At 71.8% G+C, this 12,091-nt stretch carries 12 protein-coding genes; 2 read left to right on the plus strand and 10 right to left on the minus strand.

Translation table 11 applies throughout. The annotated features are described in order from the left end of the window. Positions 1-2: 2 nt before the first annotated feature. The gene (locus ACQCO7_RS05130) at positions 3-878 is read left to right on the plus strand and encodes a hypothetical protein (RefSeq protein ID WP_464070682.1); all 876 of its coding nucleotides are present in this window, start codon (positions 3-5) and stop codon (positions 876-878) included. Here the strand turns inward: ACQCO7_RS05130 and ACQCO7_RS05135 are convergent. From ACQCO7_RS05135 to ACQCO7_RS05150, 4 genes are read right to left on the minus strand one after another with little or no spacing between them, the layout of a single operon-like run. Then, on the minus strand, positions 868-2,220 hold the full coding sequence (locus tag ACQCO7_RS05135; protein WP_464070683.1) for an acetyl-CoA carboxylase biotin carboxylase subunit: 1,353 nt from the start codon (positions 2,218-2,220) through the stop codon (positions 868-870). The genes ACQCO7_RS05130 and ACQCO7_RS05135 overlap by 11 nt on opposite strands. A 2-nt stretch (positions 2,221-2,222) precedes the next feature. Further along, positions 2,223-2,801: an acetyl-CoA carboxylase biotin carboxyl carrier protein gene (locus tag ACQCO7_RS05140; protein WP_464070684.1), complete on the minus strand. Its 579-nt coding sequence runs from the start codon at positions 2,799-2,801 to the stop codon at positions 2,223-2,225. Next, a complete protein-coding gene (accA, locus tag ACQCO7_RS05145; protein WP_464070685.1) occupies positions 2,798-4,552 on the minus strand; it encodes an acetyl-CoA carboxylase carboxyl transferase subunit alpha in 1,755 nt (584 codons plus the stop codon). Before accA ends, ACQCO7_RS05140 begins: the two co-directional genes overlap by 4 nt. Further along, positions 4,549-5,583: a methyltransferase gene (locus ACQCO7_RS05150; RefSeq protein ID WP_464070686.1), complete on the minus strand. Its 1,035-nt coding sequence runs from the start codon at positions 5,581-5,583 to the stop codon at positions 4,549-4,551. Before ACQCO7_RS05150 ends, accA begins: the two co-directional genes overlap by 4 nt. Positions 5,584-5,794: 211 nt before the next feature. Between ACQCO7_RS05150 and fabG the strand changes: the two genes are divergently transcribed. Beyond that, positions 5,795-6,580 (plus strand): 3-oxoacyl-ACP reductase FabG, encoded by a 786-nt coding sequence (fabG, locus tag ACQCO7_RS05155; RefSeq protein ID WP_464070687.1) that lies wholly within the window; start codon positions 5,795-5,797, stop codon positions 6,578-6,580. A 49-nt stretch (positions 6,581-6,629) separates the two neighbouring features. On the opposite strand, the gene ACQCO7_RS05160 is transcribed toward fabG, so the two are convergent. The 6 genes from ACQCO7_RS05160 to ACQCO7_RS05185 all read right to left on the minus strand — a co-directional run bounded on the left by ACQCO7_RS05160 (position 6,630) and on the right by ACQCO7_RS05185 (position 12,069). After that, on the minus strand, positions 6,630-7,457 hold the full coding sequence (locus tag ACQCO7_RS05160) for an AfsR/SARP family transcriptional regulator (protein WP_464070688.1): 828 nt from the start codon (positions 7,455-7,457) through the stop codon (positions 6,630-6,632). Positions 7,458-7,570: 113 nt separating this feature from the next. Further along, positions 7,571-8,998 carry an FAD-binding oxidoreductase gene (locus tag ACQCO7_RS05165; protein ID WP_464070689.1) on the minus strand — a complete coding sequence of 476 codons (1,428 nt, stop codon included), beginning with the start codon at positions 8,996-8,998 and terminating at the stop codon, positions 7,571-7,573. Beyond that, positions 8,995-9,501, minus strand: coding sequence for a nuclear transport factor 2 family protein (locus ACQCO7_RS05170; protein WP_464070690.1), 507 nt, complete (start codon positions 9,499-9,501; stop codon positions 8,995-8,997). The genes ACQCO7_RS05165 and ACQCO7_RS05170 overlap by 4 nt, the downstream gene beginning before the upstream one ends. Positions 9,502-9,512: 11 nt before the next feature. Then, complete coding sequence (locus ACQCO7_RS05175) at positions 9,513-9,989, minus strand: hypothetical protein (RefSeq protein ID WP_464070691.1); 477 nt, start codon at positions 9,987-9,989, stop codon at positions 9,513-9,515. Positions 9,990-10,192: 203 nt separating this feature from the next. Beyond that, on the minus strand, positions 10,193-11,122 hold the full coding sequence (locus ACQCO7_RS05180; protein ID WP_464070692.1) for an MBL fold metallo-hydrolase: 930 nt from the start codon (positions 11,120-11,122) through the stop codon (positions 10,193-10,195). Continuing rightward, positions 11,119-12,069, minus strand: coding sequence for an aromatase/cyclase (locus ACQCO7_RS05185; RefSeq protein WP_464070693.1), 951 nt, complete (start codon positions 12,067-12,069; stop codon positions 11,119-11,121). Before ACQCO7_RS05185 ends, ACQCO7_RS05180 begins: the two co-directional genes overlap by 4 nt. Between the last annotated feature and the right edge of the window lie 22 nt (positions 12,070-12,091).

Here is a 12,091-nt window from a genome sequence, read left to right on the forward strand (position 1 = left end):
CGATGCCCTCCACCCCGCTGCGTCTGCGGTTGCGGGCCTGCGCCGCAGGTCTGTGCATCGCGGGCGCGGCGGGTCTGGTCGTGGTCGGCCAGACGACGAGGTGGGCGGAGGGCACCCTCCTGTCCACCTCGGGTTTCGTGGCGGCGCTGGCGCCGGTGCCCGACGACCCGGCGGTCGGGCGGCAGATCGGGGACCAGGTGCAGCGCCAGTTGTTCGACGCGGCCGAACGGACCGGGCTCCCGTCCCTGCCCTTCGGTGAGGCACGGGTCCGGCGCATGGTGGCCGACGCCGCCCCCGCCTTCGTGGACAGTGCCGCCTTCCAGTGGTCCTGGAAGGCGGCACTGCGGACCGGCCACGCGCAGCTCGTCGACATCCTGCGCGACGACTCCCTGATCGGCCTGTCGCGCGACGGGCTGGACATCACCGTCCACGTCGCCGTCAAGGAGGCAGGGGTGCCCGGCCCGCTGGCGGCGCTCCTGCCCCCCGACCTGGACCTGTCGTTCACGCTGATCCGCAAGCCCGCCCTGCACCGCGCCGCCCAGGCCGTGGAGGTGACCGACGCGCTGTCCGGCGTGCTGGTCCCCGCCGCCGCCGGGCTGGGGATCGCGGGCCTGCTCCTCGCCCGCCGCCGTGTCCGGGCCCTGGTCGTCGCCCTCGCGGCCGTCGCCTTCGCCACCGGCGCGGTCCGGCTGGTCATCTCGGTGGCCCGGTCGGCCGGGCCACCGCGCCCGGCCGTCGCGGACGCGGCCGTACGCGGGCTCACGCAGCCGCTCGCGGACGGCCTCGTCACGGTCATGGCTATCAGCGCGTTCCTGTGCGCCGGGCTCGCCGCGGTCCACGTCGCCCTGTCCCGTCGCGGCGGGAAGGCTACCGGGTGAGCGTGTCGATGTGGCTCGTGGTGTGCGCCGCCGTACGGAACGCGGGCGAGTCGATCAGCTCGTCGAGGAAGGCGACGGTCGTGTGCATACCGGCGCCGCGTACGACCGTCTCGCCGAGCGCCCGTCGCATCCGGGCGATCGCGGTGTCCCGGTCGGGGGCCCAGGCGATGATCTTCGCGATCATCGAGTCGTACTCGGGCGCGATGAGGCAGCCGGGGTGGACGTGGGTGTCGACGCGCACGAACGGGCCTGCGGGCAGGCTCAGTTCGGTGATGGTGCCGGGCGCGGGGGCGAAGCCGCGGCGCGGGTCCTCGGCGTTGATGCGGCACTCGATCGCGGCGCCGTTCAGGACGACGTCCCGCTGGCGCAGGCGCAGGGGTTCGCCCGCCGCGACCCGGATCTGCTCGGCGACCAGGTCGATGCCGGTGACCATCTCCGTCACCGGATGCTCCACCTGGATACGGCAGTTGACCTCCATGAAGTAGAAGTCGGCCGGACCGTCGCCGCACTCGACGAGGAACTCGAAGGTCCCCGCCCCCTGGTACCCGGCGGCCCGCGCGCCGGTGACCGCCGCCGCGCGGATCCGGGCGACGAGGTCCGCCGGCAGCGCCGGGGCCGGCGACTCCTCGACGAGCTTCTGGTGGCGGCGCTGCATGGAGCAGTCCCGTTCCCCGAGGTGGACGACGTTCCCGTGCCGGTCGGCGAGGATCTGCACCTCGACGTGCCGGGCGCGGCGCAGGTACCGCTCCGCGTAGACCCGGGCGTCGCCGAACAGGGTGGCGGCGGTGGCCTGCGTCGTACGGAAGACCTCCGCCAGTTCGCCGGCGTCCCGGGCCACGCCCATGCCGCGTCCGCCGCCCCCCGCCGCCGCCTTGATCAGCAGCGGGTACCCGATGCGCGCGGCGAGGTCGCGGGCGGCGGCGAGGTCGAGCGGTTCGGTGGCGCCCGGCAGCAGCGGGAGCCCGCTGCGGGACATGAGCCTGCGGGCGCTCACCTTGCTGCCCAGCTCGGCCATCACCTCCGGCGGCGGGCCGATCAGGACGATCCCGGCCGACCGGCATGCCTCGGCGAAGTCGGCGTCCTCGGAGAGGAATCCGTAGCCGGGGTGGACGGCCTGCGCGCCGGTGTTGAGGGCGGCCTGGAGGATCACGGCGGCGTTGAGGTAGCTCTGTCTGGCCGGGGGCGGCCCGATGCAGACCGTCTCGTCGGCGAGCCGCGCGGGCAGGCTGTCCGTGTCGCGGGTGGAGTGCGCGAGCACGCTGCGGATGCCGAGCTCCTTGCAGGCCCGGATCTCCCGCAGCGCGATCTCGCCCCGGTTGGCGATGAGGATCGTGTCGAACATGCTCAGCTCACCGGACCGAGCGCGAACAGGGGCTGGCCGTACTCGACGGACTGCCCGTCGTCGGCGAGCACCTCGGTGATCACCGCGTCGCGGTCGGCCTCGACCGGGATCATCAGCTTCATCACCTCGATGATCGCCACCTGCTGACCGCCCTTCACCTGGTCCCCGACCCGCACGAAGGGGTCCGTGCCGGGTTCGGGGCTGCGGTAGAAGGTGCCGACGGTGGACGCGGTGACGCTCATGCCGCCGGCCGGGTTCAGGACGGGTACGGGTACGGGAGCCGACGCCGGTGCCGGTGCCGGGCCGCCCGGCGGGGGTGCGGGCGCCGGGGACGCGGCCGGCCAGTCCAGCTCCAGCTCTACGCCCCCGGCCCGGACCCGCAGCCGTGCCGGGGTGCCGGGCAGTCCGGCGAGCAGGACGGCGACAGCGTCCCGGACCCGCTCCAGCAGGTCGGCGCCCTGGTCACCGGCGACACCCTCGGCTCCGGCGAGGGCCCGGCGCTCGGCAGCGGCAGCACCTCCCCCGGCCGCGTCCGCGCCCTCGACGCTCAGACCCTCGACGGCGGTTCGCAGGGCGGTCACGGCGTCGTCCCTTCCGGTTCGAGGTCCGTGGCCGGCGGCGAGGTGACGTACTCGGCGCCGTACCGGGCGAACCGGGCGTGGCGGTCGGTGCGCAGCTTGTCGCCCTGGAGCCCTTCGAGGTCGTCGAGGCTGGAGCGGATCGCGAGCCCGAGCCGGTACGCGGCTGCCGCGGGGTCGGCGTCGACGCCCCCGGCCGGTTCCAGCAGCACCCCGTCGACCACGCCGAGTTCCAGCAGGTCCCGGGAGCGCAGCCGGAGCGCGGCGGCGGCGCGGCCCGCCTGGGCCGGGTCCTGCCAGAGGATCGCCGAGCAGCCCTCGGGGCTGATGACCGAGTAGATCGCGTCCTGCCACATCAGGACCCGGTTGGCGACGGCCAGGGCGAGGGCGCCGCCGCTGCCGCCCTCCCCGGTGACCACGGCGACCACCGGGACCGGCAGTTCGGCCATGAGCTTGAGGTTCTCGGCGATCGCGATGGCCTGCCCCTGCTCCTCGGCCTGCCGGCCGGGGAACGCGCCGGGCGTGTCGATGAGGGTGATCACCGGGAGGCCCAGCTTGGCGGCCAGCCGCATGAGGCGGGCCGCCTTGCGGTACCCGGCGGGGCTCGGCATGCCGAAGTTGCGGCGGGCCAGCTCGGCCGGGTCGTGTCCTTTCTGGTGGCCGATCAGCACGACGGGGCGTCCGTCGAGGCGTCCCAGGCCGCCGACGACGGCGGGGCACTCCCCGGACAGCCGGTCGCCCGCCAGTTCGCGGAAGTCGTCCAGCAGCAGGGCGGCGTAGTCGAGGGTGGTGGGCCGGCTGATGCGCCGCGCCCGCCGGACCACGCCGTGCGGGTCGTCGTGGCCGAGCCGCGCCGGGTCCCGTACGAGGATCTCGTCCGCCGTGTCGCGGTCGCCCGTGGGGGTGCGGTGCCCGGGGAGGGCCGTACGCAGCAGTTTCCCCAGTTCCGTACGGTGTCGGTCGCGCGGGGAGATGACGTCGATGAAGCCGCGCTCGTACAGGAACTCCGCCGTCTGGAAGTTCGGCGGGAGGGTTTCCCCGATGGTCTGTTCGACGACGCGGCGGCCGGCGAATCCGAGGCGGGCGCGGGGTTCGGCGATCGTGACGTCGCACAGGGTGGCGAACGAGGCGGCCACCCCGCCGAACGTCGGGTCGGTGACCAGCGAGACCGTCAGGATTCCGGCCTCGTCGAGGCGGGCGAGCATCGCGCTGGTCTTGGCCATCTGCATCAGCGACAGCGCGCCCTCCTGCATACGGGCGCCCCCGGAGGCGGTGACCAGCAGCAGCGGCGTGCGGCGGGCGAGGGCGGTGTCGCCGATCCTGGTGATGATCTCGCCGACGACCGAGCCGAGGCTGCCGCCGAGGAACCGGAAGTCCATGCAGGCGACGACCACCGGGGCGCCGTCGATCTCACCGGCGGCGCCCACCACGGCCTCGTCCAGACCGGTCCTGGCTCTGGCCTCGGCGAGGCGGCGGGGGTAGGGCAAGCTGTCGGTGAAGCCGAGCGGATCGGCCGGTGTCACGGTGAAGGGCAGGAGTTCGAGGGAGCCCGGGTCCAGCAGGAGACGTAGGCGTTCCCATGCGGTGAGCGCGCCGTGGTGGCCGCATTCGGGGCAGCAGTGGAGGCTTCGGCGCCAGCGATTGCCGTAGACCAGGGTCCCGCAGCCGTCGCACCTCACCCAGTCCGGGGCCGTTTCCTCCGGCGGGGTGGCGGGGTGGGCCACGGCCGGGCTCGTTCCGAGGATGCCGCTCATGTCGAGGGTGCCGCCTCCAGGAGATGCAGGTACGAGTTCACGGGCCGCATGTCCACCACGCGCAGGTCCGCCTTGCGGACGACCGCGGTGATGGTGTCGGTCGTGTGCTTCCTGCCGTCGGAGTTCAGCAGGAAGAGAAGGTCCGTTCCTGTCGTGAACTTGATCTCGGGACTGCCGTCGATCATGTTGGTGATGATGAAGAACCTGCTGTCGGGCCGGCCCGCGCGAGCGGCGTTCCGCAGGGCGGTCACCGATTTCTCGTCGGCCCATTCGAGGATGTTCTTGAAGAGGTAGGCGTCGGATTCCACCGGTATCCCCTCCAGGCAGCTCCCGCCGACGATCCGGGCCCGGGAGGCCAGTGCCCCGCCGGGGCGCAGCCTGCTGTCGGCCTCGGCGACGACGGGCGGCAGGTCGAACAGCACCCCGTTGAGCCCGGTGTTCTTCTCCAGCAGGGTGGCCAGGGTGTATCCGTGGCCGCCGGCGACGTCGACGAGCGTGCCGACTCCGCGCAGGTCGAGCGCGGCGGCCACCGCGTGGGTGGCGAGCCGGCTCAGTTCGGTCTGCGCCTTGTTGAAGATCTCGGCGGACTGTGGCCAGGTGCTGTGCAGGTAGGAGAAGAAGTCGGTGCCGTACCGCTCCTCGAACCCACCGCGCCCGTTGCGCACGGCGTCTTCGAGGTGGGGCCAGAGTTCCCAGGTCCAGGGCTCGGTGACCCACAGGACGTAGTACTTGAGGCTGTTGGGGTCGTTCTCCCTGAGCAGCCGGGACGTCGCGGTGTGCGCGTACCCGTTCTCGGTCTCGGTGAAGACGCCGTGCTGGGCGAGCGCCCGCAGCAGCCTGCCGAGCATCTCGGTGTCGACGCCGAGCACGGCGGCCAGCTCCCCCGGTGTCCGGGGCGAGTCGCCGAGTTCCTCGGCGACTCCGACGCGTACGGCGGCGCGCAACGCTGCCGCTCCCGCGGCATTGAGCGCGAGTTCCCGCACTCCGATGATCGCACCGTGATCGGTGATGTCCTTTTCCTGGATCGTCATCGCCTGCTCCGTTCGCAACCTTTGTTTTTCCGGCCTGCGCGAAATCAAAGATAGGGATCGGGGTCTCAAGAATCGGTTGAGAAATCTTTGAACGAATGGCGGGCGCCCGCCCCGAAAGCTCCCCCGAAACCTTCCCCGAAAGCTCAAGGAGACCTCGACATCGATTCAAGGGGCACGGCGGACGATGGTGCCCTCGTCCCTGGAGGTAGAGATGGCACAGGAAAACGCCCGGGCAGCTCTTGTCACGGGTGCCACGAGCGGTATCGGACTGGCCACGGCGAACCGTCTGGCCCGTACCGGCCACAAAGTGTTCATCTGTAGCCGTGACGGCGCCGCGGTCAAGGACACGGTGGAAAGGCTGCGGAAAGACGGCCACGAGGCCGACGGTGCGGCGTGCGACGTGACGGACGTCGCGCAGATCGAGCAGTTGGTGGCGGCGGCGGCGAAATGTTTCGGGCCGATCTCCGTTCTGGTCAACAACGCCGGCCGCAGTGGCGGCGGCGAGACCGCGGGTATTCCGGACGAGCTGTGGCTCGATGTGGTCAACACCAACCTGAACAGCGTCTTCCTGATGACGAAGCGCGTCCTGACGACCGGTGGAATGCTCGGTCTGGCGCGCGGGCGCATCGTCAACATCGCCTCGACCGGAGGCAAGCAGGGCGTCGTCCTGGGCGCCCCCTACACGGCGTCGAAGCACGGTGTCGTCGGCTTCACCAAGGCGCTCGGCCTGGAGCTCGCGAAGACGGGGATCACCGTCAACGCGGTCTGCCCCGGCTATGTGGAGACCCCCATGGCGCAGCGGGTGCGCGAGATCTACGCGGGTATCTGGGACATCTCGCAGGACGAGGTGCTCGAGAAGTTCAACACGAAGATCCCCATGGGGCGTTACGTCGACCCGGAGGAGGTCGCCGCGATGGTCGGCTACCTGGTGAGCGACGAGGCTGCCGTGGTGACGGCCCAGGCGATGAACGTGTGCGGGGGGCTGGGCAACTACTAGCCGCCGACCGCCCTGGCCCGGCGGGCCCGGACCAGGGCGGCGCGGCACGTCATCCGCTGCGGCCGGAGGGCAGGACGGCGCTCAGGCCCTCGCGGGCGGGGGCTCCGTCGAGGGCGGGGTCCCCGTCCAGGACGGCGTGGTGGAGCCGCTGGAGGCGGGGGGAGGGGTCGAGGCCCAGTTCGTCCCGCATCCACTTGTGGAAGCTCCGGTACTTCTCCAGGGCCTTGCCCCGGTAGCCGGACCGGTACAGGGCCAGCATGTACAGGGCGTGGAGGTTCTCGTTGTCGTCGTAGCGCGCGGTCAGGGAGGCCAGTTCGCCGAGGGACTGGCGATGGCGCCCGCGCCGCAGCTCGATCTCCAGCCGGCACTCCATGACCGTCAGGCGGGACTGTTCGAGGCGGGCGACCTCGGGCTCCAGCATCCGCCCGGCCTCGACGTCGGCGAGCGCGTTGCCCCGCCACAGGGCCAGGGCCTGGTCGAAGATACGGACCGCGCTCTCGTCGTCCCCTTCCTCGAAGGCGGCCATTCCGGCCTGTTCCAGCGACCTGAAGCGGTACAGGTCGAAATCAGCGTCGCGCAATATCAGCGTGTAGCCGCCGTTCCGGGTGAGGAGCACATTTCTGGCGACCTTTCCGACGGGAATCTGGAGGGCCTCCGAAAGGAGTTTGCGCACCTGCACCACATAGGTCTGGAGCGTGGTCTGTACACTCCTCGGCGGTCGTGTGTCCCAGATCTCGCTGATGAGCGATTCCGTCGACACGACCCGGTCCTCGTTCAGCAGCAGGAGCGCGATGAGCTGTTTCGGTTTGCGCGCCGATGGTGTCGCGTCGCGGCCGTGCTCCGATAACGACAACGACCCGAGTATGCGAATGTCCACCCGTGTTCTCCCGATCGTGTTCGGAATTTGAACCATTCAGACAGGAGGGCGGTACGACGATGACCGCAAACACTGAACCCCCGACGCGGGTCTTGGCAACCCCCTGTTTTCGGTCAGCGGTGCGTGACGATCTCATTCCCCTGATCGTCTTTGCCGTGCGGCCGACGACCTGATGCCAACGTATCCCCGTTCCGGACGGCGGGCGTGACATTGACGTTGCATCGAAACATATTCCCCGGGTCGTGCACCGCCTTGAGCTCGGACAGCCGGTGAAAAGCGACCGCTCCGTAGCATTCCCGGGTCTGCTCGGGGGCCCGCTCGTCGCCCTGGACGAAGTTGGGTGAGCGGCCGAGCGTCCAGGGCGCCGTGGTCCGGGTCACGGCGTGGGCCACGTCGTGGGCCGGGTCGTGGCCGGGGCCCTGCGGGAGGGTCACCACGCGCAGCACGTGGGAGGCGCCGCGGTGGCCCACCGCGTTGTCCACCTCGGGCGGCCGGGCCAGCGCCGCGCCCAGGTGGTTGAACTGCACCACCGCGAAGCTGCCGGAGCCGGGGCCGACCAGGTCGAGGACGGCGTCCGGGACCGACGGCGCGAACTCGCTCAGCATCGCGTTGGCGCAGTAGAAGTTCCGTGGCTGCTTCGGTTCGTTGTGGATGGTCCCGGAGGCGGTGAAGGGCATCTCGCCGAGGGTGTCCACGAGCCGCGGTCCCAGCGCCCGCAGGGGTGCGACCAGCCGTTCTCCGCTCTCGACGGTGCCGAGGTGGGCGATGCGGACGTGGGCGAGGTGCCTGCCGCGCAGCGGCGCGGGCACGCCGGGCACGTCCGGCATCGGGATGAGCCCGATGCTGGAGGACATCGCCTCCGGCACCGTTTCGGTCCACTCCCGGTAGGTCTTGAGGACGGCCGGTATGTGCGGTGCGTCGAAGTACAGGCCGCCGCCGAAAAACCGGTCGACCGGGAACAGCGCGAACTCCAGCCCGGTCACGACGCCGAAGTTCCCGCCGCCGCCCCGCACCGCCCAGAACAGGTCCTCGCCGGGGGTCACGGTCCGCAGGTCGCCGTCGGCGGTGACCAGGTCCACCCGGCGTACGTGGTCGGCGGCGTAGCCGAAGCTGCGGCCCAGCAGGCCGAGGCCGCCGCTGAGCGTGTAGCCGACGACGCCGACGTCGGGCGAGGAGCCGCTGAGCGGCGCGAGGCCGTGCTCGGCGGCGGCGGCGATGACCTGCTCCCAGCGGGTGCCGGCCGCCGCCCAGGCGGTGCGCGAGGCCGGGTCGACGCGGACCTCGGCCATCGGCGTCGTGTCGATCAGGACGCCGCCCTCGGTGGGGACGTTGAGGCCGTGGCCGGTGGCCTGGACGGCGACCGGGAGTCCGTGCCGGGCGGCGCGCCGGACCGCGAGCTGTACGTCGGCGGGGCGGCCTGCCCGCACGATCACCGACGGCCGGTGCAGGTAGGTGCGCTGGACGCCGCTGCGGGCCTCGTCGTAGCCCGGGTCCCCGGGGGCCAGCACCGCCTTGCCCAGGCTGCCTCGCAGGGACGTCATGTGCCGCTCCCCCGCTGCGCCACCGCGAGGAGGTCGTCGCGGGTGACGGTGCGGTGCCGGACGAACAGGCCGTCGTCGGAGCTGACCAGTTCGTCGCGCATGACGGTGCTCGTGGTGAGGGTGGTGACGCCGTCGACGGTGTCGAAGACCGGTACGTAGCACGTCGTGCGCAGGACCCCCGCCGGGAGCGGTTCGACGATGACGTTGAACACGAAGTGCCGTCGGATGGCGCCCCTCTTGTCGAGGCGGGCCACGGCGTCGTTGCCCAGCGCCGTGAGGCCGTCCCGGCCCTCGACCGGGTCCGGCAGTCCGTTGGAGACGAAGACGCCGTCCGCGGTGAAGGTGTCCACCCACGCGGCGATGTCGCCGTCGTCCAGCGCCTGCATCTGGACCGCGTAGAACTGGTCGATGCGGGAGCACACTTCGGCCGGAGCGGTTCCTTTGCCGGTGGTGACCGTGTTGTCGATGTTGTTCGCGTTGTTCGCGTTGTTCGCGTTGTCCACGAGTCCTTCTCTCAACCTAGGGGAACGCTCTGTTTTCCGGTGTCCAGGCGGCCGAGGTCGTCGCGCTCGATCTCGCGGGAGATGACGCGCCAGGTGTCGCCGTGGCGGCGCAGGACGTCGGAGATCATGGCGGCCGACTGGAGGCAGGCACCCCGCTCGGCGTCGACGACCAGGAAGAGGCCGTAGAACCTGGAGACGATCAGGCCGTCGCGGTGGGTGAAGGTGAATCCCTGGACGCAGTGGCGGCGCTGGATGCCCTTCTCGTGGAAGGAGGCGTCGAGCTTCCAGACCTCGGGCTCGAACTGCGACTTGGGTACCGTCGAGCCGTCGCCGAGCACTTTCGTCGTGATCGTCGCGTCGTCGTCGAAGACCGCGAGCCATTCCTCGGTCAGGCCCCGGTCACGGGCGTCGAGCTGATCCAGGTAGAACCTGCGCAGCTCGTAGAAGGTCTCGGGGGACACCGTTGTCCCCTCGGTCGGCATCGTCATCCGTCCTCCTCGGGTGTCGCCCTGGCTAGGGCGTGTTGCGGAAGTCCCGTCGTCCGCCCGGAGGGCGGGCCGAGCGGCGTCTGGTGCGTGCTCTCGGGGTGCCGGGCGGGAGCCCTCGTACTGGTTTGTACGTGGGGTTTCGCCCGGTGCGGCGAGAGTGCGTGCCAGGCGTCGGGCGGCAGGCGGGACTTCCGCAACACGCCCTAGGCCAGGCACGTCGGCAGGTGGCCGTCGTTGAACTGGACCATCTCGTCGAACACCGGTGGAACGTCCATCCGTGTCCCGAGCGCCAGGTCGGGCCGCCGGGTCTCCAGGAAGGCCCGGTGCAGGTTGCCGACCAGCCGCTCGGGGTCGACCAGCCCGCCGAAGTCGCCGGGGCCGTGCAGGCGGGCGGTCTCCAGGGGCGTGAGCCCCGCGGCGAGCCCCTCGGCGGCGAGGTCGAGCATTCTGCGCAGGTAGCCCTCCATGTGGTCGAAGACCTCGGGCCCGCCGACCTCGCCGTGCCCGCCGACCACGGTCCGCGCCCCGAAGGCACGCAGCCGGCCGAGCGCCGCGAGGGAGCCGCGTACGGAGCCCATCAGGCAGAACGGGGTGCAGCCGGGGAGCGCCACGTCGCCGGCGAAGAGGACGCGCGCGTCCGGTATCCAGACGACGACGTCGTTGATGCTGTGCGCGGGGCCGACGTGGTGCAGTTCGACCGGCCGGTCACCGACCAGCAGGGTCAGGCTCCGCGCGAAGGTGATGGTGGGCTCCGTGAGGGTCAGCTCGCCCCAGTCGACGTCCGGCCACAGCCCTTGCAGCGCCATTCCGGTGGCCCGGATCTCCGGCCCGGTCAGTTCGTGGGCGACGACCTCGGCGGGCGGCGCGAAGACGCAGTTCCCGAAGACGTGGTCGCCGTGGCTGTGGGTGTTGACCACGGTCCGTACGGGCCCGTGGCCGAGCCCCTCGGCCGCCGCCCGCAGCGCCTCGGCGCGCGTCCTGGTGGCGGCCGTGTCGATCAGGACGAGGCCGTCGGGTCCGGCGATCACGCCGGCGTTGCTGAGGCACCAGCCGCCGGGGGGCTGGAGGAACGCGTGGACGCCGTCCGCCAGTTCGCGCAGGCGGCCGAGCGGTGCGCGTACCTCGGTGCTCACGGGGCACCGACCGACGCGGAGTACCGGTCCGCGTGCTGCATCGTGATCCGGCTGTTGGCCGCCAGTGCGGCGCGTACGCGCCGCGCCGCCTCCGGGGCCGGGACGTCGGGGCCGTACACGTCCGCCACCCCGGCCGGGTCGAGCAGGAAGGTGTGGGTGGAGGTGATCGTGCTGCCCGAGGGGCCGGTGTCGAAGGCCCAGCGTCCGCTGTGCCCGAGGAGGGCGCGCGGTGGCCGGGTCTGCTTGTAGACGATCGATCCGTCGGGCAGCAGCAGGCGCAGCGAGCGGGTGGTGTGGACCGTGCCGTCGGGTGCGCGGGTGCGCATCGTCATGTCCTGGGCGCCGCCCGGCTGTTCCAGGAGGTCGAGGCCGGCGACGTGGGGCAGGCGCTCGGGCCACCGGTCGGCGTCCCAGACGAAGGCGCGGGCGGCGTCCGCCGTACCGGTCAGGGCGATGGTCTCGGTGAACGTCACCAGCCATGCGCCGAGGCCACCGGGGAGGGTCGACGCGGTGCGCAGCGCCTCCAGTTCGGCGGCGCCGTTGGCGTCGAGTGTCCGGGCGATCCGCTCGCGGGCGCCGGCCTGGTCCGGGGGTGGTACGAAGCGGTGTTCGAGGACCACCCCGGTCCGGCCGCCGTCCAGCGGGAGGCAGCTCCAGCCGCCCCCCATGAGCCCGAACAGCGGGTTGTCGTGGTCCTGCCGGAAGGTGACCCGGCGGCCGGCGGCGTCGAAGGTGCGGCGCGAGCGCCACGTGCTCACCTCGCCGCCGGCCACCGTCGCCCAGATCTGGAACCGGTCGCCCTGTGCCGTGCGCTCCAGGACCTCGGTGTGGACGGTGGGGCGGAAGATCACCGGCCACAGCGAGACGTCCGTGATCAGGTCGTACACGGTCGACGGCGGGGAGTCGATCTCGGTCTCGTGGCGCGCGTGAATCTCGGGCGTGTTCATCCGTGCCTCCAGTCCGGTTCGC

This window comes from Streptomyces saintjeani (assembly GCF_055409605.1).

Coding starts and splice junctions, on each gene's coding strand:
- ACQCO7_RS05130 (WP_464070682.1), top strand. CDS start 3: ATGCCCTCCACCCCGCTGCGTCTGCGGTTGCGGGCCTGCGCCGCAGGT.
- ACQCO7_RS05135 (WP_464070683.1), bottom strand. CDS start 2,220: ATGTTCGACACGATCCTCATCGCCAACCGGGGCGAGATCGCGCTGCGG.
- accA (WP_464070685.1), bottom strand. CDS start 4,552: ATGAGCGGCATCCTCGGAACGAGCCCGGCCGTGGCCCACCCCGCCACC.
- ACQCO7_RS05150 (WP_464070686.1), bottom strand. CDS start 5,583: ATGACGATCCAGGAAAAGGACATCACCGATCACGGTGCGATCATCGGA.
- fabG (WP_464070687.1), top strand. CDS start 5,795: ATGGCACAGGAAAACGCCCGGGCAGCTCTTGTCACGGGTGCCACGAGC.
- ACQCO7_RS05165 (WP_464070689.1), bottom strand. CDS start 8,998: ATGACGTCCCTGCGAGGCAGCCTGGGCAAGGCGGTGCTGGCCCCCGGG.
- ACQCO7_RS05175 (WP_464070691.1), bottom strand. CDS start 9,989: ATGACGATGCCGACCGAGGGGACAACGGTGTCCCCCGAGACCTTCTAC.
- ACQCO7_RS05185 (WP_464070693.1), bottom strand. CDS start 12,069: ATGAACACGCCCGAGATTCACGCGCGCCACGAGACCGAGATCGACTCC.